We start from the raw sequence: 22,894 nt of genomic DNA, 5'->3' as shown, positions 1-22,894 counted from the left end.
ATTGGTGCTCAAGTGTATGATAATACAATTAATAAAGCAAATGCTTGATTAATTGTGATGTGGCTAATTTAATAATGTGAGATGAGGAACCCGCAATGACGCAAAACATCATTAACAATCCTGAGTTTCAATGCATGCTAAAGATGGTGATAGAGGAAAAAATCCCCTTCTGCCAATTGCTGGGCATGAAACTCGACAGTTTTGACCCGGATGCCCCACGCCTGTCCATAGGCATGCGTGACGAATTGCTCGGCAATTTTGCCCAGGGCATGCTGCATGGTGGGGTCATCGCGTCTGTGCTTGATAGCGTAGCGGGATTCGCCATCCTGCTGAAAATGGCGCAACACAACCCACAGGACGATGTCATTTCGCAGATCAAGGAATTTGGCAAGATGAGCACCATAGACTTGCGCATCGACTATCTGCAACCAGGGCGCGGCAAGCACTTTGTGGCTACTGCCGAAGTCACGAGGCTGGGCAAGCGTGTCGCCAATGTCTTGATGGACTTGCGTAACGAGAAGGGTGACAGAATTGCGACAGGTGCCGCCGCCTTTATGTTGCATGGCCGCGCCTGATTGCCTTTCTGCCCGCTTGTACTAGGATGTAGATACAAACGACAACAAGGGGAGGCAGCATGAGCATACGTCTCGAAAAAGCCAATGGACTGGCTACCATTATTTTTGATAATCCCGATTGCATGAATGTCATGGGCGCAGCAGAGATACGTGCCCTGAACCAGTTAACCGAATTGCTGGCAGAAGACCACAGCATACGCGTCGTCATTATCCGTGCCGAGGGCAAGGTATTTGGTGCGGGTGGTGACATCGCCAGCTTCAGGCCCGGTGACCCGGCATCCCCCGAAGCGATACGTGAAATTGGTGCCGAGCTGAACCGGGCAATATTGCGCCTGCATAAGCTGCCAGCCATCGTGATTGCCTCTGTCCATGGCGCGGTAGCTGGTGGCAGCATGGGTACCATGAATGCGGCTGATCTGGTCGTCGCGGCCAAGGGCACACGTTTTAATATGGCTTATGCCAAGATAGGTGCGAGCCCGGATGTAGGCAATACCTGGTTCCTGCCGCGCCTCGTTGGTAACCGCAAGGCATTGGAATGGCTATTGTTTTCAGAAAATTTTGATGCTGAAGAAGCCCTGGCCTTTGGCCTGATCAACCTTGTCGTGCCGCCCGAACAATTGAAAGACGTCACAGAAAAGCTGGCAATGAGGTTGTTGCGTGGCCCGCAAGAAAGCTATGCCAGGATGAAGCGCCTGGTTTACCAGTCCGATGCGACTTCACTGGAGCAGCAGGTCAATGACGAAATCGAGGCTTTTGCGTCAGTCACCATGACATCGGACTTTGCCGAAGGTGTGTCGGCCTTTCTGGATAAGCGCACCGCCCATTTTGGCTGCAAGCTTAACTAGGTGCTATTTTTGGGCAACTAGGGCGATATATGACAGTTTCGTGACAGATTTTGTGCCTAAAAACCGGTTTTCCCCTCTGAAACTGCAAGATAAATCGAGAGTGTAGTGTTTTATTTTACTTTTCCCTGAAATTCTGCGTATAATCGTTCAGTCGTTGAGATTCAAAGTGGTAGTGCAGTATCAGTCTGTCATTTCTTACTTGGTTGAAACGATCTATCGGGCATATGCCCACATTAACTGAAATAGGAAATTGTAATGGCAACAGGTATTGTTAAATGGTTCAATGATTCAAAAGGTTTCGGCTTCATCACTCCAGATGAAGGCGGTGAAGATCTGTTTGCTCATTTCTCCGCTATCCAATCTAACGGCTTCAAATCTTTGAAAGAAAACCAACGCGTTTCTTTTGAAGTAACTACAGGCCCTAAAGGCAAGCAAGCTTCTAACATCCAAGCAATCTAATTGCTGATTTGTTAGTCTGGCGTTATGCCAGATTTGCTCAAAAAATCCCCGGTTATCCGGGGATTTTTTTTACAAAAATACAAAATTTTCTTTCCCTAATATTTCTAAACTTATTTATACTTAATTTGCCACAGACGTACTAAAGTTGTCTCGGATCAATACTCTCAACAAGAATTTTTGTATTCTTGTTCCAAATTTGGAACATAAAAAGGGGAAGTGAAGATGTTCAATCTGACAATCAGATTAAGACTGATAGGTGCTATGGCTTTCATGGCAATCATGCTGGTAATCGGCGGATTGATGGGGATATATGGCGTCAGGAACAGCAATGCCGTCATCAAGGAAATTTTCACTAACCAGTTGCCGTCGGTCGAAGCACTTGGGCAATCCCGCGTCTTTATCCTTCGTGCCCGTACTTCTCTAGACAGGGCCATCGGCCATCCAGAATTCCCGGACACTGCGGAAACGATCAAGCGCTCAGAAGAATTCTTAAAGCAATCTGAAGACTACTGGAAGAAATACCTGGCTTTGCCGCAAGACACTGAAGAGAAAAAGATTTCCGATGAAGTCGCAGCCTTGCGCGATAAGTACATCAACAGTGCGCATCTTCCCATGCTCAATGCCATCAAGGCAGGTAATAAAGAGGAAGCGGACAATATCAATATGAAGATAGTGCCGCCAGCCTACAGCGCCTATTCTGATCAGATGGCCAAGCTCAGTGATTATCAATTTGCTGGTGCTGCCAACTCCCTTAAAGATAGCGAGCGGGCTTTTACGACGTTTTTATGGGTTGACGTATTGGGTGTGATCGGTGGTCTGGTTGCAGTGTTTATCTCTGCCTACTTTTTGCTGGCTGCCATTTCTCATCCACTGAAGCTGGCGATTAGCCAATTTGAGGCGATAGGCAATGGTGACCTGACCCAGCAACTGAAACCAACATCCCGCGACGAAATGGGGCAACTTGTTACTGCGCTGGAAAACATGCGTCAGAGCCTCATGCAAACTGTCACCATGGTGCGGCAATCAAGCGGCTCTATCGCTGTATCTTCAGAAGAAATTGCGACTGGCAACATGGATTTGTCCAGCCGTACCGAACAACAGGCTGCCAGCCTGGAAGAAACCGCTTCCTCCATGGAAGAGCTGACATCGACAGTGCAGCAGAATGCCGATAATGCACGCCAGGCCAGCACCCTCGCATCGAGTGCTTCGGAAGTTGCCAGCAAAGGTGGTCAAGTGGTTGGTGATGTGGTGCACACCATGTCTTCGATCAAGGACAGTTCCAAAAAGATCGTTGATATTATTGGTGTCATTGATGGCATCGCCTTCCAGACCAATATTCTGGCCTTGAATGCTGCGGTAGAAGCCGCCCGTGCGGGTGAGCAGGGCCGTGGCTTTGCTGTGGTCGCGACTGAAGTGCGTAATCTCGCGCAGCGCTCGGCCAATGCCGCCAAAGAAATCAAGGCACTTATCAGTGATTCTGTCGATAAGGTCGAAGTAGGTTCGCGCCTAGTCGATGATGCGGGCAAGACCATGGACGAAATCGTGGTCTCCATCAAGAATGTCGCCGATATCATGGCAGAAATCACTTCTGCCAGCGCCGAACAGAGAGATGGTATCAACCAGGTCAGCCTTGCAATAGGCAAGATGGATGAGGCTACCCAACAAAATGCCGCTCTGGTAGAGCAGGCTGCAGCGGCGGCCAGCAGCATGCGTGACCAGGCAAATAACCTGAACCATGCCGTGAGTATCTTCAAGATTGATGCAAACGATGCGAGTGCTAATAGCAGCAAGTCTGCCGTGGTTGGTGCTGCAAGAGCTGTCATCAGGGATAATCCTGTGACTAAGCGGTCTGCAGTCAAATCACTGCCTGCGGCAACTCCGGCTGCGCCGAAAAAGACAGCCAAACCGGCAGCTTCAGCAGCGCAGGATGACTGGGAAGAGTTTTAATTCGCCACACTCAGAGTTCAACCCGGAATGGCAAAAATCATGCTCAGGATTTTTGCCAATAATCCGGCTGGCTATAGGCATGGCGTAAAAAGTCGATGAAGGCACGTATGCGCAAGGGCAAGTGACGACGCTGGGCAAAGATCGCATAGATATCATTGCCCGGCGCGTTGAATTCATCCAGCACCGTGACCAGCTTGCCTGATTCAATTTCTGCCCCCACCTCCCACATGGAGCGCCATGCCAGGCCTTTGCCTGACAAGGCCCAGTCATGCAGCACTTCGCCATCATTGCAGACCATATTGCCCTCCACCTTCAGGGTCACATTTTTACCGTTCTGACGAAAGGTCCAGCCACGCTGGCTGCCATCAGCACTGAAAGCCAGGCAATTGTGCTTACTGAGTTCATCCAGGGTTTGCGGCGTGCCATGGCGTTTGATGTAGGCGGGTGAGGCGACAACCACGCGCTTGTTGTCCGCCAGCTTGACGCCTATGAGGTTGGAGTCAGTGAGTGCGGCTATGCGTATCGCCACGTCTATGCCTTCACCGATTAAATCCACTACCCGGTCATTCAGGCTCAGCGTCAGCTTCACGTCGCGGTGCTCACTCAAAAACGAGGGCATCAGCGGTGCCACATGCTGGCGGCCAAAACCCGCAGGGGCTGAAATTGTCAGCGTACCGCTGGCACGGGCGCTGCGTTCAGATACGGCACCTTCGGCATCTTGCAGATCAGCCAGTATGCGCTGGCAATCTTCTAGGAAGGCTTCACCCTCATTGGTCAGCGCCAGCTTGCGGGTGGTGCGTTGCAAGAGTTTGACACCCAGTCTTTCTTCCAGCGCATCTAGACGGCGGCCTATCATGGCCGGGGCCACGCCTTCAGCGCGGGCGGCTGCAGACAGGCTGCCACGTGTTGCCACTTCAGCAAAGGTAGAAATTTGTTTGAATTGATCCATGACAGCCTGGCTTCTTATCTCTCCATTTGCAACTAAAATGAAAAGATGTAGTGATGAAATTCAATGATTATAGTATTTTATATTGAATATACTGCTTTCATGATGTTTGCCATTTAATTTTTCACATCCAGGTCACTCTCACATTCAGTGCAATCAATAAAACCATGACTATTTCCGCCATTGCCTTTGATGCCTACGGTACCCTGTTCGATGTGTATTCCATCAGCGAACTGGCAGACAAGCTTTTTCCCGGTAAGGGCAGGGCACTGGCAGAGTTGTGGCGCGACAAGCAGATTGAATACACCCGCCTGCGTACTATGTGCAGCATGTACAAGCCATTCTGGGAAGTCACCCAGGACGCGTTGATATTTTGCTGCCAGAAGCTGGACCTCGATTTGACGCTGGATGCGCAAAACAGCCTGATGGGTCAGTATGCACGGCTGAAAGCATTTCCTGAAAACCTGCCTGTCCTGCAAGCCTTGCAGGAACAAGATATGAAAATGTCGATTTTATCGAACGGTAACCTGCACATGCTACAGTCGGCTGTCGATGCTGCTGGCATGCAGGGTATATTCAGCCATTTGCTGTCAGTCGAAGTCGTCAAAAAATTCAAGACCGCACCTGAAGCCTATCAAATGGCACCCGATGTATTTGGTGTGCCAGCGAAAAATATTTTGTTTGTATCCAGCAATTGCTGGGATGCCTGTTGTGCCACCTGGTTTGGTTACACCACCTTCTGGGTCAACCGGCAAAACGCGCCACTGGAACAACTGGGCGTGACGCCGCACGGTGTGGGGCACACGCTGCAAGACCTGATTCCCTTTATCGCAAAACACCGCAACTGATTTCGTTTTATTTCATTTTTCTGGAGACCACAATGACACAACTGACTTTACCTGAAGGCATGCAAATCAGCGGCGAAATTAAGCCAGGTTTTGCCGAGATTCTGACACCAGAAGCCCTGACCCTGGTTGCCAAGCTGAGCCGCGCATTTGAGCCACGCCGTCAGGAATTGCTGGCCGCCCGTGTAGAACGTGCGAAACGCCTGGATGCAGGTGAACAGCCAGACTTCCTGCCAGAAACACGTCACATCCGCGAAGGTGACTGGAAGATCGCACCTATTCCCAAAGCACTGGAATGCCGCCGTGTAGAAATCACAGGCCCGGTAGAGCGCAAGATGGTCATCAATGCCTTCAACTCTGGCGCTGACAGTTACATGACAGACTTTGAAGATTCCAATACGCCTAACTGGGATAACCAGATCACAGGCCAGATCAATATGCGCGACGCTGTGCGCCGCACCATCAGCCTGGAACAAAATGGTAAATCCTACAAACTGAACGACAAGATTGCCACCCTGGTCGTGCGCCCACGTGGCTGGCATCTCGATGAAAAACATGTGCTGGTTGATGGCAAACGCATCTCTGGCGGCATCTTTGATTTCGCCCTGTTCCTGTTCCATAACGCCAAAGAACAACTGGCACGCGGCGCTGGCCCTTACTTCTATCTGCCTAAGATGGAATCCCATCTGGAAGCACGCTTGTGGAACGATATCTTCGTCATGGCACAAAATGAAATCGGCCTGGCACAGGGCACAATCAAGGCCACAGTGCTGATCGAAACCATCGTTGCTGCCTTTGAGATGGATGAGATTTTGTATGAGCTGCGTGAACATAGCTCAGGTCTGAACGCTGGTCGCTGGGATTATATTTTCTCTTGCATCAAAAAATTCAAGAACGACAAAGGCTTCTGTCTGGCAGACCGCGCCAAGGTTACGATGACAGCGCCTTTCATGCGTTCGTATGCGCTGCTGTTGCTGAAGACCTGCCACAAACGTAACGCACCGGCGATAGGCGGCATGGCAGCACTGATCCCTATCAAGAACGATCCTGAGAAAAACGAGATCGCCATGGGTGGCGTGCGCACTGACAAAGCCCGCGATGCGACAGATGGTTACGATGGCGGCTGGGTAGCTCACCCTGGTTTGGTAGAACTGGCGATGACGGAGTTCAAGAAAGTACTGGGCGATGCGCCTAACCAGATTTCCAAACAACGCCCTGATATCGAAGTCAGCGCCAAAGACTTGCTGAACTTCCAGCCGGAAACACCCATCACCGAAGCAGGCCTGCGTTACAACATCAACGTCGGCATCCATTACCTCGGCGCATGGCTGGCTGGCAATGGTTGCGTGCCTATCCATAACCTCATGGAAGATGCTGCAACTGCAGAAATCAGTCGTTCACAAGTCTGGCAATGGATACGTTCTGCCAAGGGCAACCTGGAAGATGGCCGCAAGGTCACTGCTGACATGGTCCGCGCCATGATCCCGGAAGAGTTGGCCAAGGTGAAAGAAGTTGCTGGTACAGGTCCTACTTATGACCGTGCCGCACAAATTTTTGAAGAGATGTCAACGTCGGAAGACTTTGCTGAATTCCTGACTCTGCCTTTGTACGAAGAAATTTGATGTTCTGGCAGCATTAGCGCTGTAATCAGTTAAAAAAGCGAACCTTGTGTTCGCTTTTTTATTTGTCTTTTGGTGCTTTCAATTAGTCTTGCTCAGCTTATTTGAAAAACATGTTTAATTCACACGTCTGGCAAGAAGAAAAATAGTAATACATCACACATTTTAACAATAAGGCAATATAAGTTTGTTATATTGTTGCTCACTGTGCTGGCGCGATCTGGAATCTGCCAGGCAGCAAAACCGGGCAACCCATACCTTAGAAAAGTGAGTGAAAAAATGAAACAATATGGTGCTGAATTTTTGGGAACATTCTGGCTGGTACTTGGCGGCTGCGGCAGTGCAGTGTTGGCGGCCGCTTTCCCTGGTGTGGGTATAGGCTTGCATGGTGTGTCGCTGGCTTTTGGTTTGACTGTGCTGACCATGGCTTTTGCGATAGGCCATATCTCTGGCTGTCATCTTAATCCCGCGGTCTCTATCGGTTTATGGGCAGGTGGCCGTTTTCCTGCCAACAAATTGCTGCCTTACATCGTCGCCCAAGTATTGGGCGGTATCGTTGCCGGTGGTGTTTTGTACCTGATCGCCAGTGGCAAAGCAGGTTTTGACGTGTCTGGCGGCTTTGCTTCAAATGGTTACGGTGAGCATTCGCCTGGCGGTTATTCCATGGTGGCTGCTCTGGTGACTGAGGTTGTCATGACGATGATGTTCCTGGTCATCATCCTTGGCGCGACCGACAGCCGCGCACCACAAGGTTTTGCACCTATCGCCATAGGCCTGGGTCTGACATTGATACACTTGATCAGCATCCCTGTTACCAATACCTCGGTCAATCCTGCCCGTAGCACGGGTGTGGCCATCTATGTGGGCGGCTGGGCTCTGCAGCAATTGTGGCTGTTCTGGCTTGCACCTATCGTTGGTGCCGTGCTGGGTGCGGTCAGCTACAAGGCGATTGCTGGTGAGGCGAAATAAACAGCGGGATTGCAGGGTATGGTAGTGCCACGCAAGGTAATGCATAAGCACTGAAGGCTCGTAAATACGATGCAAAATTGACGGATGTCACGCACCTGAAAATCTGGCATGGTATCCTCGGGCCTTCCCCTGTCTTTTATGCATATCATGCCCAGTCACCTCATCAATACCGACGACGTTATTTCCGCAACCGCAGCCTGGCTGGACAAAGCCGTCATCGGTTTGAACCTCTGTCCTTTTGCCAAGGCGGTACAAGTCAAGCAGCAGGTGCGCTATGTCGTCAGTGAAGCCAGGACACCAGAAGCCTTGCTGGAAGACCTGGAGCGCGAACTCGAATTGCTGGCAGAAGCCAATCCCGAGAAAATAGAAACTACCTTGCTGATCCACCCACTGGCATTGAATGATTTTTTGGACTTCAATGATTTTCTGGATGTCGCCGATGGCATGCTGGAAGAAATGGAACTCGACGGCATTCTGCAGGTTGCCAGCTTTCACCCTGACTACCAGTTTGCCGATACCGAGCAGGACGATATAGAAAACTATACCAATCGCTCGCCTTACCCAACGCTGCATCTGTTGCGCGAAGAAAGCATAGACAAGGCGGTAGAAGCCTTCCCTGAGGCCGAGCAAATCTATGAAAAGAATATGGAGACCATGCGTGAGCTGGGCCATGAAGGCTGGCGTCGCCTGTTTTCCAATTATGCTAAAAAGTAAGTAACTGAAGTTTGCTTGCCGCTGCAGATCAATCGAATTCTTATATCGATATGTGAATAAGTAATTTGCGACCTGCATGAGGCTGGCAATTATTCGATATACTATAAAATCAATATACTGGAGGGAGTATATTGACGTAAGTAATTGATTTAAAATAGAAAAATCGGAATATTTTATATGATTATTTCTATTGTCCCTGTTGCCTCCAAAAAGCAACCCCGAATTCCAGGGCCAGCTTAAGCCAGGCAGATCCTATTTCCTTGCAAATCCCATGCCTTAATAACCACGCTTCTGTAGAAAATTTGCTTTTGGCAATTGCTGAGCAAGTGTTTCTTCTGATTTTCTGCTGACAAGTGCCTTGTTATTTTGCAGAGCAACATGTACAGTAAGAGGTTGATTTTCCGCATTTTTCACCCTTTAGTCTTCTATCGCAGTTTCTATCTCAGTATCTATATCTATGGCTTTAATCGTCCACAAATACGGCGGTACTTCGATGGGTTCGACAGAACGCATCAAGAACGTCGCCAAGCGCGTCGCCAAATGGCATGATGCCGGTCACCAGATAGTCGTGGTGCCTTCAGCAATGTCTGGTGAAACAAATCGCATCATTGGCCTGGCAAAAGAAATTTCTGCCCAGCCTGATCCCCGTGAACTTGACATGATTGCCTCTACCGGCGAACAAGTCTCAGTCGGTTTGCTGGCCATTGCCCTGCAGGCGATAGGCAAACAAGCCGTGTCCTATGCAGGCTGGCAAGTTGCCATCAAGACGGATTCTGCCCACACCAAAGCCAGGATCGCCTCGATTGATGAAACCAAGGTCAAGGCTGACCTCGATGCCGGCAAGATCGTCATTATCACCGGTTTCCAGGGTGTGGATGAACTGGGCAATATCACGACCTTGGGTCGTGGTGGCTCTGATACCTCTGCCGTGGCTGTTGCTGCAGCTCTTAAGGCGCAAGAATGCCTGATTTATACTGACGTCGATGGTGTCTACACAACTGATCCGCGTGTCGTGTCTGATGCGCGCCGCCTGAATACCGTTACCTTTGAAGAAATGCTGGAAATGGCTTCGCTTGGGTCCAAAGTACTGCAAATCCGCTCCGTCGAATTTGCCGGTAACTACCGCATGCCTACCCGCGTTTTGTCATCACTGACTGACCCATTAATACCGCTGGAAGAAGAAGCGAATTCCGGCACCCTGATTTCGTTTGAGGAAGATACACACATGGAACAAGCTACCATCACCGGCATCGCGTTTAACCGTGATGAAGCAAAAATCACCGTTTTGGGTGTACCAGACAGACCAGGCATCGCCTACCAAATCCTGGGCCCGGTTGCTGATGCCAATATCGAAGTCGATATGATCATCCAGAACCAGTCAGTCGAAGGCAAGACTGACTTTACCTTCACTGTGCCACGCGGTGAATACACCAAGGCCATGGACGTGCTGGAAAACAGCGTCAAGGCCCATATCGGCGCAGGCAGCATCGTTGGTGACTCCAAGGTATCCAAGGTCTCCGTGGTTGGCGTAGGCATGCGCAGCCATGTTGGTATCGCTTCCCAGATGTTCCGTACCTTGTCGGAAGAGGGCATCAATATCCAGATGATCTCCACTTCCGAGATCAAGATTTCGGTCCTGATTGATGAAAAATACATGGAGTTGGCAGTCCGCTCCCTGCACAAAGCATTTGGCCTGGAAAGCGCCTAAAAAATTTTCTGGCCTGACTGTTGACCAAAGTCACACAAGCAGCTATTATCACGGTCTCAATTGCAGCTGAGTTTTGGCGGCTGCAATAGTGTGGAGATGTGGCCGAGTGGCCGAAGGCACTTCCCTGCTAAGGAAGCATTTGGGGTAACCTGAATCGTGAGTTCGAATCTCACCATCTCCGCCAGCAATACTGAAAAAGCCTCTGGGTAACCAGAGGCTTTTTCTTTTTTTGATCCTTCCGCATGCCTTTCAATACGCCATTTCCGTTTGAATCCGAATGGCTTCAAAGGGAATGAAATCACGCCGGGTTTCTTCCCTGCAGTATTGGACATATATCGTCGATTTGTTCTTAAGTTTGTTTCGCTTTGCCGGATTATTTACATTCTTTGCGACTCATGTTTAGCGCGCAATCCTGCATCGCCTGATGAATAAGGGTAGAACTCGTTGACGTGGTTTTGCCAGACGGTATTCCGTGCTGACACATTCGTGACCAGTTTTCCGGCTGGTTTGACATCTCGCGCTGATGAATTTGTATTAAAAACACAACGACAAGCCAGCCACAATTAAAATATTTTCACTTATTGCTAAAAACTTAAGAAATTGGAGTATAGTGAAGTTGAAATTGCAAAAAAAGCAATTAAAAATATAAACAACTGGCAGCTCTGCCAGACTGCACCCAGGTTTATCGTACCCCAACTTTCTTGAAATGGAACCGAGATGAAATTCCTTTCTATGATAGGCGGTAGTCTCGCCCCCATATTACTCATGCTCGCCGCTCAAGCTCACGCCCAGGCTGCGCCGGATAATCTGGCTGCTGCGCGTTGTGAACGCATCGTCACGGCGGACGTGGTGGCGATAGACCAGGCCATGATGATTAACCGCCTCGGCACTTCGCAACCGGGCGGCATGGTGTATGCGCTGCGTGGCGATGTGGTCGCTGTCAGAGGCAGTACGCCAGGGCCAGGCAATGCACAATTGCGGCCAGGCAAACGCCCACGGCCCATGGTCTTGCGGGCGAATGTGGGCGACTGCCTGGTGGTCAATTTCCAGAACTGGCTCAATCGGCCACATTCCAATTCCAACCCGCCTGCGACGCGCAATGCATCGGTGCATGTGGCCGGTATGGAGCTGGTGCAAACCATCACCGATGACGGCGCCTTTGTAGGTAATAATCCTGTGTCTGCGACAGGAGATGCCAGCGGTATTATCCAGCCTGGCAAAGCGATCACTTATCGCCTGTTCGCGGCAGAAGAGGGCAGTTTTTTACTGTATAGCCTGGCCGGGCAGGAGCAATTGACCTATGGCCTGTTTGGTTCTGTGAATGTGCAGCCACGCGGGTCAGAATGGTATCGCAGCCAGGTCACGCAGGCTGAAATGCAACAGGCTTCGGTTACCGGTACTGCGGGTTACCCAGTGATCAATTACGGTGCGCTGGTGCCTGGCAGCAGCAAGCCGGTATTGAAAATGCTGGATGCTAAAAATAATATTGTCCACAGCGATCTGACTGCCATTATCACCGGACCAAATCATGGCCCTTTCACGGTGAGTGGTGCACGCAATCCCTCCTATCCCAACCCGGAATCGCCATACCGTGAAGTGACGGTGATGTACCATGACTCCTTCTCACTTGTTCAGGCATTTCCCCAATTGGCGGATCAAAATAATGTGCTCAGCGGTGCCAATGATGCTTTTTCCATCAATTATGGTTCAGCAGGTATTTCTGCTGAAATTCTCGCCAACCGTCTCAAGGTCGGGCCGACTGCCGATTGCCCTGAATGTAAGTTTGAAGAATTTTTCCTGAGCTCGTGGGCGGGTGGTGACCCTGCCATGGTGGTCGATAATCCCGCCAATCTGACATGCTCGCCCCAGCCTTGCACCCCACCCAAAGCGACGGTGGCGCTCTACCCGGATGATCCATCGAATGTGTATCACACTTACCAGGGTGACCGCGCCCGTTTCCGTGTCCTGCATGCGGGGCAGGGGGTATTTCATGTGCATCATCATCATGCTCACCAATGGCTATATTCACCGGACAGTGATGCCAGCAGTTACCTCGACAGTCAGACCATAGGCCCAGGCACTTCCTATACAATGGACCTGGTCTATGAAGGCAGCGGTAACCGCAACCTGACGCCGGGTGATTCTATCTTCCATTGCCATTTCTATCCGCATTTTGCCAGCGGCATGTGGGCCTTGTTCCGCGTGCATGACGTGCTGGAACTGGGCACGCCCCTGGGCAGTGATGGCAGGCCAGTGCCAATGTCGCGGGCGCTGCCTGACGCCGAGATATTGGCTGGCACACCCATCCCCGGCTTAGTGCCCCTGCCAACCCGTGCCATGGCACCATTGCCGGCCGCAGTGCATATCGATAAAGGCCAGGTCAAAGTGACTGGTGCAGGCAACCCTGGTTATCCCTTCTTTGTACCGGGCATCGCCGGCCACCGTGCGCCGCATCCGCCCAATGATTTTGCCGTCGAGAATGGCGTCGCACTGAATGGCGGCTTGCCACGCCATCTGATCACCGGCGGAAAAATTTCTGTCGATCAATACACGCAGACCGACTTTACCAAGGAAATGAGCAGTATCAATGCCATAGAATTGCCAGAGCAGGGAACCGTCACAGAACAGGCGGCAATGGCCATGCATGAACAAAAATCAGTTGCTACCAGGTTGCCAGATGGCAGCCCCGCGCAGTTTGCCATGAATGGTTTGCAGCGTGCACCTGGTGCACCGTTTGCCAATCCCGCCAGAGGTGCTACCGTCACACCACCAGTACGCATCTACAAGGGCGCTGCCATGCAGACTGACGTTGTGCTCAATAAAAAAGGCTGGCACTTCCCGCAGCAACGCATACTGGCCTTGTGGCAGGATGTGAAACCGATTTTGAATGGTGACAAACCACCTGAACCCCTGTTCTTCCGCGCCAACAGCAATGACGTGGTTGAATACTGGCATACCAATCTCGTGCCCAGTTATTATGAGCTGGATGATTTCCAGGTGCGCACACCCACCGACATCATCGGCCAGCATATCCATCTGGTGAAGTTTGATGTGCTTGCCTCTGACGGTGCGGCCAATGGTTTCAATTATGAAGACGGCACCTTCAGCCCCGACGAGGTGCGCGCCCGTATCACCGGCATCAATCAGGCTGGTGGCATTGCCGTGAATGGCAAATCAGTCAAGCTGACCCCGAAAGCCATCGCTAGCTTTGGCAATGGCCCTACGCCCGGCAGCATGCAGTGGGTAGGCGCACAGGCGACGGTGCAGCGCTGGTGGGTTGATCCGGTGATGGATAAGCAAAAAGCTGACCGCACGCTGCTGACGGTATTTACGCATGACCATTTTGGTCCGTCTACCCATCAGATGGTGGGTTTGTATGCCGGGCTGGTGGTAGAGCCTGCAGACTCACGCTGGACTTCGACTGACGGTAAAACCTTGCTGGGTAACCGCAGCGATGGCGGTCCCACCAGTTATGCGGCCAACATCGTGCCGCGCCAGGGCAAGGCCTATCGTGAATTTGCGCTGGCTGTTGCAGATTCACAGTTTGCCTATCTGCCTGCCAGCCGCAGCAGCTTTGATTGCTATCCCGGCCAGGACCCGATATACAGCGGTTGCAAGCGCAGTGCAAATGGTAGTTACACTGGCTGGGCTGATCCGCTCAATGGTATCAACTGCGTCGGCTGTTTGCCATTTGCAGTCAGCAATCCGGTCAATCCACCGATTCCGCCAAACACCACGCCAAGTATCATTGGTGGTTTTGGTATCGGTGTATCGGTACTCAATTACCGCAATGAATCCCTGGCCTTGCGGGTGGCGTCCAGCAATGGTGCCGTCAATTCAGGCACGGACCTGGCAGGCTCTTACAGCTCCATTTTACGTAATGATGCACAACTGAATGTGCAACCAACGGCTGGTGCAAACATCAATCCGGGTTGCGTAAAAACTGCCACGAATAATTGCTTTACTTTCCCAAAACAGCCAGTCAGTGCACAGATGGGAGGCACTGATCCTTTCACGCCGATCTTGCATGTCTATGAAAACGACCCTGTGCAATTACGCATCATCGATGGCGCACTGGTGGGTAACCATACCGTCACTGTCAATGGCAACAAATGGTTGTTCGAACCCTTCGATACCAACTCTGGCTACCGCGGCAGTCAGACCATGGGCTTGTCCGAGCATTTTGAAACCCTGTTCACCATCCCGCAAACCGGTAAGGCTCAGTCGCTGGATTATCTGGTTAATACCAGCAATGCCTATGATGGCAATGTCAGTGGTGCCTGGAGCCTGATGCGCAGTTATAATAATCCGGTGTCATGGCTCTCGCCCTTGCCTGGCAATACCAGCATCAGGCCGGTTGCCACCACCATGCCCAACCTGCCCACTGATTGCACTGCGCGCGGCCCTTGTGTGCGTCAGTTCAAGGTATCGGCCACGACCATACAACAACTGCTGGGTTCCAATAGCCCCTTACTGTATAACAGCCGCGGTGCCAAACTGTCGAATGGCCAGTTCTCGAAAGATACCCTGAACGACCTCAATGCCATCGTGTATGTGCAAGACCAGGACCTGAACCCGAACGGCACCTTGAAAGCCGGGCTCAATATTGAACCTCTTGCCTTGCGTGCCGCTGCTGGCGATGTCATCAAGCTGCAACTGACCAATCGCATCAATGCCATGGCGACTGTATTTTCCACACCTGAGTCAGCGGCAAGGCCTAATCCTGGTTTTACAGGCGCCTATGCCAATATCAATCTGCTGCCGTCTACCCAGGCAGGTCTGCATCCACAATTGCTGGCGATGGATGTCAGTCATTCAGATGGCATGAACGTCGGGCTCAATCCTGTACAGACTGTCCTTGCTTGCAATCCTCTACCTTGCACAGGTACTCTGCCGTCCATTACTTACACGTGGTATGCCGGTACCCTGCAAAACGAAAACGGCGTCACCAAGGCAACGCCAGTAGAATTTGGTGCCCTCAACCTGACACCGGCCGACCCGTTGATGCAGGCTTACCATGGCTTGTTTGGCGGCATGATCATCGAGCCTATCGGTGCGAAATGGCAAGACGATCCGGGCACGCATATCTCCAGCACGGTGTCGCCTGCAGTAGGCAAGCCTTTCCGTGATTTTGCGGTTTTCATGCAAACCGATATCGCCATGCAGTATCAAGGCAAATCACTGTACAGCGCGGGCGCGCCCATGATGGCGGTGAACTACCGTACCGAACCTTTCTTTTATCGCTATGGTACCCAGGTCAATCTGAATCTCCCGGCTATCGACACCACGGCTGAGGTATCAAATACCCTGGTCAATGGCGATCCGCAAACACCAGTCTTCCGTGCCAATGCAGGCACGCCAGTACGCTTCCGCCTGTTTGGCCCGCCAGGGCTGGCTGATAGCATGAATGTATTTGAGCTGACTGGTCATCATTGGCAGTTTGAACCTTATGCCGATAACTCCACCAGGATAGCCAGCAACCCAGCCTCACTATCGACGGGTACCCAGTCCGGCTATGGCACGACCTCGCATTTTGATGTGGTAGTGGATAAGGCAGGTGGATCATTCGCAGTGCCAGGCGACTATTTGTACCGCAGCTGGCCCAATGGCCAATATGGCACCGGCGGCTGGGGCGTATTCCGCGTCAGTCCTGCTCAAACGAGTGCCCCCGGAGCGGTCACTGCAACAGTACAGGAAGCGTTTACCGATATCGTCGTGATTGACAAGGTGGTGTCTGTTGAGGGCATTCTCGATGTATCGGGCAGTGTTACGGTGCGCCCCGGTAGTGTGCAATGGGAGCAGGCCGACTCGGTCTCCATCGTGGCTGACGGCAAAGTGCTGGGCAGGGTCGCAGTTGACCAGACCGGGCGCTGGCAATTCAAGGCCAATGTAGCAACGCCCGGCATGCTCGAAGTGCGCTCTTCTTTTGGTGGACTGGCGCAGCACAAACCTGCAGCGGCCATCCTGACAGCGACCAATAGTGCGAAAGCGGCTGTCGACAAGTTGGCCGAACCACCAGTGTTGCCATTGCAAAAAATAGAACGTCGGAAACGCTAATGGGGTATGCCAATCTGAGCAAATTCGCCTATGTACGCAGTCGCCAGCATCAAGCCCTGGCGGGCTTCGTGCTGGCGACTGCCCTGTCAGTTATTTTTGCTGGCAAGGTCAGCGCAGCATCTGTACCAGAGAGCAGCATCACACCAAATCAGGTGATCAAGGATGGCGTTTCCTTACAACTGGAGATGTCGCAGTCCATGCAAGAAGGGGCAGAAGCACGCTTCACCCTGAGCCTGCGCGATGCCGCCAGCACCAGGCCTATCCGAAATGTACGGCCTATCGCCTGGGTCGATGGGCACGACGGACAAACTCAGGGAGAAGAAAACAGCGAGCAGGCTTGCCGCCGCAAGGTCGCCTCCTTCATAGGAGGTGATTTACTGCATGCGCCTGCGCTGAGTTTGAATGCCTACTATGTGCTGGCCATGAACGAAGATAATTCCATCTCCGTCATCAATCCGCAAACCGGTTTTGGCGGTTCTAAACTGCTGACCATGGTGATACTGCACGGGCCAGGGCAGGACTGGTTGCTGACACCTGAGCAAAACCTCTGGGTCAGCCAGCCACAGGTGGATGAAGTGGCGCTGGTCGATACCCGCAACTGGCAAGTCAAAACCCATGTGCCCGTGTCTGGTCATCCCCGGCAAATGGCCCAGCGCCCAGGTGCGCAGCAGGTGTGGGTATTGACTGACGATGGTGTGACGGTTCTTGCATCAACCAATGGTCAGGTGCTGGCCGCAATCAAGACGGGGCTTGGTAACCATACCATCGCCTTCAGTGATGACGGCAAGAGCGCATTTGTCAGCAATGCCACAGACAACAGCATCAGCCTCATCGACGCAGGGTGCCTCAAGAAACTCGCTGACATCAATGGTGGCATCAAGCCTGTCGCCATGGCTTGGTCATCCAAGGCGCAACTGCTGTACGTCGCGCACGAAGGGGATGGCCAGATTATCGCCTTTGATGTGGCTGGCAAACAGGCGGCAAGTATCAAGGCGCTGCCCGGCATATTCACTATCCGTTTTACACCCGATGGCCGCTACGGCTTTGTCCTCAACCCACAAAAAAACAAACTCGATTTGCTTGATACTGCCACCAGCCAGATCGTGCAAGGCGCAGACATCACGCATGGGCCGGATCAGGTCACGTTTTCTGATCGCATGGCCTACATCCGCCGTCGCCATAGCGAAATTGTGCAACTGGTGCCGCTGGATGCAATTGCACATAACATACAGGCCGGGCAGCCACTGGCGCTGGCATCCGTCAGCAATGGTCAAAAAGCCTTTGATAAGGGTCGCAGCGCAGCCAGCCTGGCAGACACCACGGTGATGGTGCCCAATGGTGCAGCCGCTCTGTTGGCGAACCCCGCAGACCGTACCATTTATTACTATCAAGAGGGTATGAGCGCACCTGCAGGCAGCTTCCGCAATTATGGCCATGAACCACGCGCTGTGCTGGTACTGGATCACAGCCTGCAAGAACGCCAGCCCGGCCTGTACCAGGCCAGCACCCGTTTGCCCAAGGCGGGCAATTACCAGGTGGTGTTTTATCTTGACTCACCCAGGATGCTGCATTGTTTTCCGATCACGGTGCAGGCCGATCCGTCCAAACCACCTGCAACACGTTATGCGGTGACACTGGCTGGTACCACGCCCACCTTGAGCAAAGGTGAAAACCAGAATTTGCAATTCGCCATCCGCGATGCAGTCAGCGGCCAGACCCAGACAGGCATTCCTGATTTGCAGGTACTGCTTTTCAATACGACGGGGGCACAACTGCAAGTCGATGCGCATGAACAAAAGAACGGCGACTATGTCATCAGCTTTGCGCCGCCCGTCAGCGGGCATTACTATGTCTATTTTCAGGCAGCGTCGCTGGGCATGAGCTGGAATCAGTCGGCGCGACTGGTGCTGACTGTGAAATAAAGACTTACTGTGGGATTCAATATGAAGCAAGTCATAAAAGAGATGTCGAAGATGTCAAACAAAGCGCTGCTGTTCATGATGTGCTTGTTCGCGGCAATGCCAATTGCACAAGCAGCCATGCGTCCCATACCTGAAGCTCAGCTCATTAACCAGGATGGCAAGAACGTCGCCTTCTACCGTGACCTTGTGCAAGGCAAGACAGCGGTCGTCAATTTCATCTTCACGTCCTGCACCATGATCTGCCCCACACAGACCGCCACCCTGCGCCAGGTGCAGCGTGACCTGGGCACGCGGGTAGGGCGTGATGTGGTTTTTATCTCTATCAGCATAGACCCGAATACCGACCAGCCGCCACGTCTGAAAGCCTTTGCCAAACAATTTGAGGCTGGGCCGGGCTGGCAGTTTTTGACGGGTAATAAATCCGTCGTCTATAAATTATTACGCTCCCTCAATGCCGGTGTCGGTGACATCAGTAATCACAGCGGCCTGGTGCTGGTCATCAATGAAAAAAAACAGGCCTGGCAACAACTCGCCAGCATGCCAGAGGCCAAGCTTATCCAGACTACGATAGAACAGGTGGCCGGGCCTGATCCTGCGATGCAGTCAGCCAATAACCGCTACTTCCCCAATTTGCCACTGCAAACACAAGATGGCAAGACCGTGCATTTTTTTGATGATGTCATGAAAGACAAGGTCGTACTCATCAATTTCATCTTCACGACCTGCCCAGGCATCTGTTCACCCATGACTGCCAATCTGGCAAAGGTACAGCCTTTGCTTGACCCACGCGTGCAAATGGTCAGCATCACCGTCGATCCTGACACGGATACCCCACAGGTCTTGAAAGACTTTGCCAGCAAGTTCAAGGTGCGCCCAGGCTGGCTGTTTTTGACAGGCAGTGCAGAGAACATCAGCACGGTCGCCAAAAAACTCGGTGGCAGTGGTGAAGACAAAGATGCCCACAGCGGCATTTTATTGGCAGGCAATGTACAGACCGGCGACTGGAAAAAAATCTATGCGACGGCCAGGCCAGAAGATATTGCCCTGGCTGTAGGAAAGCTATTGCCCGCAAGATGATGGCAAGGCTTTGGGTTGCACTTGCTGCTTTGCTCGGCCTGTTCTGCACAGACCTTGCCAGGGCTGACGATCAAGCATGGCAACGCGGCCAGGCCACGTACCACAAAGGCTGGAACGGCCAGGCAGCCTGCGTGCGCTGTCATGGCTACCAGGGCCAGGGCAAAGAAGAGGGTGGCTTGCAAGCCCCACCTCTGGCAGGCAAGCCAGACCGCCAGCATCTGCAACGCGCCTTGCTTGACGGCGTGGGCAGCAATGGTCAGCTCTTGCATCCACTCATGCCCCGTTATCACATCGATGCCGCAGGCCTCGATGATTTGCTCACTTACCTGAGTGTCATCGGCAAGGACACGCCCGGTCTTACTGACACCGTGCTACGTGTCGGCGTCTTTTTGCCTGACAACGTCTATGGTGCCGCCATACAGGCAGGTTTAAACAAGGCTTTTGATCAGGTCGCTAATGGCGTATATGGGCGCAAGCTGGAACTGTTGGTCAATCCAGCACCTGACCAGGTATTTGTCGAGGTCGCCAGCTTGCAAAGCGGCGCGCAGGCCGCGCCCAATTCCAGGATTGAAGCGAACAGGCTGGCAGTCATCGGCCCCTTACCTGCACCAGGTCTTGCCAGTTTTTCTGACTCGCCTGCACAAGATAGCTTCCACCTCTTGCCGCCAGTACGTGAACAAGCCAGCGCTTTGCTGGTGCAGGCTGCGCTGGATGCTCGTGGCGTAGCTAACAACAATAGAGCGACACAACAACTGACCCTGATCTATGATCAGGGCAATGATCCCGCCATGCATGCATTGCTCAAGGAATTACGCGAGCAGGCGCGGGCAAATCACCAGCCATTGCGTGAACAAATATGGTCTGCCAAGGTCCGCCAGCCCGGCGAAGCAGTGATTTATCTGGGTAGCGCCGCCAACTTGCGTGAAGTACTTGCCGCCACTGGTGAAGGCCTGGTATATGCGAGTGCCATTCACTCAGGTCCCGCCAGCCTGCAACTGTCGCCCGCACAAGCAGCCCGCCTGCGTCTGTTGCTACCATGGCGTACCAGCAGCCCGGTATTTGACCTGGCTGATGCCTATAGCGATGCTGCCTGTGCTGCAGGTATGGTATTGATAGAGACACTTAAACGCAGTGGCCGCCAGCTTGGCCGTGCAGAGCTGCTGCAACAACTGAACCAGCTCAGAGATTTTACTATTCCTGGATTTGGCACAATAAGTTTTCACTCTGGCCAACACCACGGCAGCCGGGGCGGGCAATTACTCGCCGTGGATGTGGAACATGGCATATTCAAAGTGCTGCGTCGCTGGTAAGCATCAACTCATGCCGATATTTGCAATCGCTGATCCAACTGATTCATGCAAAACCTGTTGATGCCGATTGCAAGGGGTATGGGAAGTTTGGGTATTGCCAGTAAAGATTGAACATCAAAACCACCCCGGCGCAGGCAATGGAAATAAAGCTTAATTGAGGCCAGGGATCTTTTGCAGTATGGGTATTGCTTCGCCCAGAAGCGCCCGTTCACGGGCACTCATGCGTGTAGATAATACATCGCTTAGCCAAAGTGTGCGGGCCTTGCGGGCAGTGGCATTTTCTGCCTGGCCCTTTCTGGTCAGGGTAATGAGTTGGCTCCGGCCATCTTTAGGATCTGGAGTCTGAGTAATCAGGCTGTTTTCTTCGAGTTTGGCAACGACCAGGCGCATGCTTTGATGTTTGACACCCCGGTTCTGTGCCAGGGTGGCAATGCTGGCAGGCCCATTGCGCTCCAGGAAGGCCAGTGTTTCTCCCTGGGCAGTAGTCGGTGTTCCCGCCTGGCTACGGACGGCGCGGACGAATTTGCCTATGGTGTCTCGCAAATTTTCTGCCAGGGCTTGCACGCTTTCATGATCATTCTCATGGTCGCTGTCAGTGACGTTTGGTTTTTTCAAAGCTGGTTTCCTCCTGGTGCAATGATGGAGCATATTGCTCGTTTCGCCAAGTTTTATAGGGTGCAAACAAGCGGCATCATTGCTGCTCATGTAGAGGCACTAGTGCGCGCGCAACTGTGCGAGTACGGCACTCAGTGTATTGATGCCCCAGTGTTCAAGGTAGCGGCCATCCTGGACATGGACGATGTCGATGACGTCTATGGAAATGGATTTGCGAGTGGCGGCAATACCCAGCAGGGTGCCAGTGTGTTTTCCAGTAATGCTTTTTCTCGTGGTGACTTTTTCACCCTCGCACAATTGATCATGTATCTGCACCTGCAAGTCGCTCAGTGCGGGCCTGAGCATGTGCTGGAAGGTGTTCCACATGCCCTCGGCGTCATTTGCGGTGCCGGGTGGGGCTGAATGATTGATGAAGCGGGTATTCATGAGCGCTTCGAAAGACGCACGGTTTCCTTCTTCTATGACTTCCTTGTTGAAGCGTTTTACGACTTCCTTGCGGGCGTGATTATCCATGTGATCTGATGGTAAATAGTTGAAGTTTATATTTTGTGTTTGGGGCGATGATATCTTGCTGGTGGCGACCGCCTTACCCGACAGTAAGCAATTCGGGACAGCAAGAAAAATCGTGAACTGCGCTATGAAAGCACGTCTTTGCATTATTTACTCTTGTATGAAATACGTCTGGCAAAAAGCCGTTTGCTATTGTCAGTAATCTTCATTTTGTCATTATCTGAGAGCTGTCCGAGTTTCGTCCAATGACTCCCAGATGGGTAAAGCGGAAACCGGATGAATACTTCAAGCCGTAACCCAGGGCCCTGTCAAAGCCTATATGCGCTATCCATATCATGCCGGTGGTGATTGCCAACGGCGCAGAAAAGAAAATCCCGGACGCCAGCATCAACGTGGCGCCAGCGTATGAATGTGCAGTGTTGTATATCAGTGCACCTGCTCTGGGGCCAGCCAGGTAAGCAAGCAGCGATAAGTCGGGTGCCAGAAAGAACAGGGCAAACACGCCCCAGCCTGCACCATATTCTGAGTAAGCAATCAGACTGCCCAAAAGTACGCATACGCCTTCAAGGCGAAGGACAGTGCGTATACCGCCAGATACTGTGCCTGTCATAAATTCTCCTGTTACAGGTGGTGGGGTGAAAAAATTATATACAGTCTAACTGTATAAATCAAGTCGGATTTTGCGTGACTTTTTACCCGGCTGCGTTGGTAGGCATTTTTCTAATGCTGGAGAAGCAGGGCGATGGCAAGCGCTGCCTGGCGCTGCATGGATTTAT

The 22,894-nt window shown here is 52.1% G+C and carries 17 protein-coding genes and 1 tRNA gene; 14 read left to right on the top strand and 4 right to left on the bottom strand.

The annotated features are described in order from the left end of the window. Positions 1-95: 95 nt before the first annotated feature. The 4 genes from ACO0LN_RS17830 to ACO0LN_RS17815 all read left to right on the top strand — a co-directional run bounded on the left by ACO0LN_RS17830 (position 96) and on the right by ACO0LN_RS17815 (position 3,826). Positions 96-575 carry a thioesterase family protein gene (locus tag ACO0LN_RS17830; protein ID WP_422976058.1) on the top strand — a complete coding sequence of 160 codons (480 nt, stop codon included), beginning with the start codon at positions 96-98 and terminating at the stop codon, positions 573-575. A gap of 59 nt (positions 576-634) precedes the next feature. Next, a complete protein-coding gene (locus ACO0LN_RS17825) occupies positions 635-1,420 on the top strand; it encodes an enoyl-CoA hydratase/isomerase family protein (RefSeq protein WP_422976056.1) in 786 nt (261 codons plus the stop codon). A gap of 255 nt (positions 1,421-1,675) precedes the next feature. Beyond that, a complete protein-coding gene (locus ACO0LN_RS17820; RefSeq protein WP_007878889.1) occupies positions 1,676-1,879 on the top strand; it encodes a cold-shock protein in 204 nt (67 codons plus the stop codon). A gap of 222 nt (positions 1,880-2,101) precedes the next feature. After that, positions 2,102-3,826 carry a methyl-accepting chemotaxis protein gene (locus ACO0LN_RS17815; RefSeq protein WP_422976054.1) on the top strand — a complete coding sequence of 575 codons (1,725 nt, stop codon included), beginning with the start codon at positions 2,102-2,104 and terminating at the stop codon, positions 3,824-3,826. A gap of 43 nt (positions 3,827-3,869) precedes the next feature. On the opposite strand, the gene ACO0LN_RS17810 is transcribed toward ACO0LN_RS17815, so the two are convergent. Further along, positions 3,870-4,775, bottom strand: a complete 906-nt coding sequence (locus tag ACO0LN_RS17810; RefSeq protein WP_422950516.1) for a LysR family transcriptional regulator — start codon at positions 4,773-4,775, stop codon at positions 3,870-3,872. 164 nt (positions 4,776-4,939) lie between these two features. Between ACO0LN_RS17810 and ACO0LN_RS17805 the strand changes: the two genes are divergently transcribed. From ACO0LN_RS17805 to ACO0LN_RS17760, 10 genes are all read left to right on the top strand, one after another. After that, positions 4,940-5,620, top strand: coding sequence for a haloacid dehalogenase type II (locus ACO0LN_RS17805; RefSeq protein ID WP_422976052.1), 681 nt, complete (start codon positions 4,940-4,942; stop codon positions 5,618-5,620). Between the two features lie 32 nt (positions 5,621-5,652). Further along, positions 5,653-7,239, top strand: coding sequence for a malate synthase A (aceB, locus tag ACO0LN_RS17800; RefSeq protein ID WP_422976050.1), 1,587 nt, complete (start codon positions 5,653-5,655; stop codon positions 7,237-7,239). 276 nt (positions 7,240-7,515) lie between these two features. After that, the gene (gene aqpZ, locus ACO0LN_RS17795) at positions 7,516-8,205 is read left to right on the top strand and encodes an aquaporin Z (protein WP_422976048.1); all 690 of its coding nucleotides are present in this window, start codon (positions 7,516-7,518) and stop codon (positions 8,203-8,205) included. Positions 8,206-8,352: 147 nt separating this feature from the next. Continuing rightward, entirely contained in the window at positions 8,353-8,919 is a 567-nt protein-coding gene (locus tag ACO0LN_RS17790; protein ID WP_422976046.1) for a DUF1415 domain-containing protein, read from the top strand. A gap of 457 nt (positions 8,920-9,376) precedes the next feature. Then, complete coding sequence (locus ACO0LN_RS17785) at positions 9,377-10,627, top strand: aspartate kinase (RefSeq protein WP_422976044.1); 1,251 nt, start codon at positions 9,377-9,379, stop codon at positions 10,625-10,627. A 92-nt stretch (positions 10,628-10,719) separates the two neighbouring features. Next, positions 10,720-10,811: transfer RNA gene (locus ACO0LN_RS17780), tRNA-Ser, on the top strand. Positions 10,812-11,344: 533 nt separating this feature from the next. Further along, a complete protein-coding gene (locus tag ACO0LN_RS17775) occupies positions 11,345-16,684 on the top strand; it encodes a hypothetical protein (RefSeq protein ID WP_422976043.1) in 5,340 nt (1,779 codons plus the stop codon). Next, positions 16,684-18,606, top strand: coding sequence for a hypothetical protein (locus tag ACO0LN_RS17770; protein WP_422976041.1), 1,923 nt, complete (start codon positions 16,684-16,686; stop codon positions 18,604-18,606). The genes ACO0LN_RS17775 and ACO0LN_RS17770 overlap by 1 nt, the downstream gene beginning before the upstream one ends. Before the next feature lie 21 nt (positions 18,607-18,627). Continuing rightward, the gene (locus tag ACO0LN_RS17765) at positions 18,628-19,683 is read left to right on the top strand and encodes an SCO family protein (RefSeq protein ID WP_422976039.1); all 1,056 of its coding nucleotides are present in this window, start codon (positions 18,628-18,630) and stop codon (positions 19,681-19,683) included. Continuing rightward, complete coding sequence (locus ACO0LN_RS17760) at positions 19,680-20,993, top strand: hypothetical protein (RefSeq protein WP_422976037.1); 1,314 nt, start codon at positions 19,680-19,682, stop codon at positions 20,991-20,993. The genes ACO0LN_RS17765 and ACO0LN_RS17760 overlap by 4 nt, the downstream gene beginning before the upstream one ends. Positions 20,994-21,143: 150 nt before the next feature. Here the strand turns inward: ACO0LN_RS17760 and ACO0LN_RS17755 are convergent, their stop codons facing one another. From ACO0LN_RS17755 to ACO0LN_RS17745, 3 genes are all read right to left on the bottom strand, one after another. After that, the gene (locus ACO0LN_RS17755; protein WP_422976035.1) at positions 21,144-21,608 is read right to left on the bottom strand and encodes a MarR family winged helix-turn-helix transcriptional regulator; all 465 of its coding nucleotides are present in this window, start codon (positions 21,606-21,608) and stop codon (positions 21,144-21,146) included. Between the two features lie 99 nt (positions 21,609-21,707). Further along, positions 21,708-22,121: an ester cyclase gene (locus ACO0LN_RS17750; RefSeq protein WP_422976033.1), complete on the bottom strand. Its 414-nt coding sequence runs from the start codon at positions 22,119-22,121 to the stop codon at positions 21,708-21,710. Positions 22,122-22,323: 202 nt separating this feature from the next. Continuing rightward, positions 22,324-22,728: a DUF4260 domain-containing protein gene (locus tag ACO0LN_RS17745; RefSeq protein WP_422976031.1), complete on the bottom strand. Its 405-nt coding sequence runs from the start codon at positions 22,726-22,728 to the stop codon at positions 22,324-22,326. Positions 22,729-22,894: the final 166 nt, after the last annotated feature.

The organism is Undibacterium sp. TC9W (genome assembly GCF_049339865.1).
GTDB lineage: Bacteria > Pseudomonadota > Gammaproteobacteria > Burkholderiales > Burkholderiaceae_D > Undibacterium.
This window is presented reverse-complemented; position numbering and strand designations above follow the sequence as displayed.

Bases quoted from the DNA above. Each gene is read 5' to 3' on its own strand.
- ACO0LN_RS17830 (WP_422976058.1), top strand. From the start codon at position 96: ATGACGCAAAACATCATTAACAATCCTGAGTTTCAATGCATGCTAAAG.
- ACO0LN_RS17825 (WP_422976056.1), top strand. From the start codon at position 635: ATGAGCATACGTCTCGAAAAAGCCAATGGACTGGCTACCATTATTTTT.
- ACO0LN_RS17820 (WP_007878889.1), top strand. From the start codon at position 1,676: ATGGCAACAGGTATTGTTAAATGGTTCAATGATTCAAAAGGTTTCGGC.
- ACO0LN_RS17815 (WP_422976054.1), top strand. From the start codon at position 2,102: ATGTTCAATCTGACAATCAGATTAAGACTGATAGGTGCTATGGCTTTC.
- ACO0LN_RS17810 (WP_422950516.1), bottom strand. From the start codon at position 4,775: ATGGATCAATTCAAACAAATTTCTACCTTTGCTGAAGTGGCAACACGT.
- ACO0LN_RS17805 (WP_422976052.1), top strand. From the start codon at position 4,940: ATGACTATTTCCGCCATTGCCTTTGATGCCTACGGTACCCTGTTCGAT.
- aceB (WP_422976050.1), top strand. From the start codon at position 5,653: ATGACACAACTGACTTTACCTGAAGGCATGCAAATCAGCGGCGAAATT.
- aqpZ (WP_422976048.1), top strand. From the start codon at position 7,516: ATGAAACAATATGGTGCTGAATTTTTGGGAACATTCTGGCTGGTACTT.
- ACO0LN_RS17790 (WP_422976046.1), top strand. From the start codon at position 8,353: ATGCCCAGTCACCTCATCAATACCGACGACGTTATTTCCGCAACCGCA.
- ACO0LN_RS17785 (WP_422976044.1), top strand. From the start codon at position 9,377: ATGGCTTTAATCGTCCACAAATACGGCGGTACTTCGATGGGTTCGACA.
- ACO0LN_RS17775 (WP_422976043.1), top strand. From the start codon at position 11,345: ATGAAATTCCTTTCTATGATAGGCGGTAGTCTCGCCCCCATATTACTC.
- ACO0LN_RS17770 (WP_422976041.1), top strand. From the start codon at position 16,684: ATGGGGTATGCCAATCTGAGCAAATTCGCCTATGTACGCAGTCGCCAG.
- ACO0LN_RS17765 (WP_422976039.1), top strand. From the start codon at position 18,628: ATGAAGCAAGTCATAAAAGAGATGTCGAAGATGTCAAACAAAGCGCTG.
- ACO0LN_RS17760 (WP_422976037.1), top strand. From the start codon at position 19,680: ATGATGGCAAGGCTTTGGGTTGCACTTGCTGCTTTGCTCGGCCTGTTC.
- ACO0LN_RS17750 (WP_422976033.1), bottom strand. From the start codon at position 22,121: ATGGATAATCACGCCCGCAAGGAAGTCGTAAAACGCTTCAACAAGGAA.
- ACO0LN_RS17745 (WP_422976031.1), bottom strand. From the start codon at position 22,728: ATGACAGGCACAGTATCTGGCGGTATACGCACTGTCCTTCGCCTTGAA.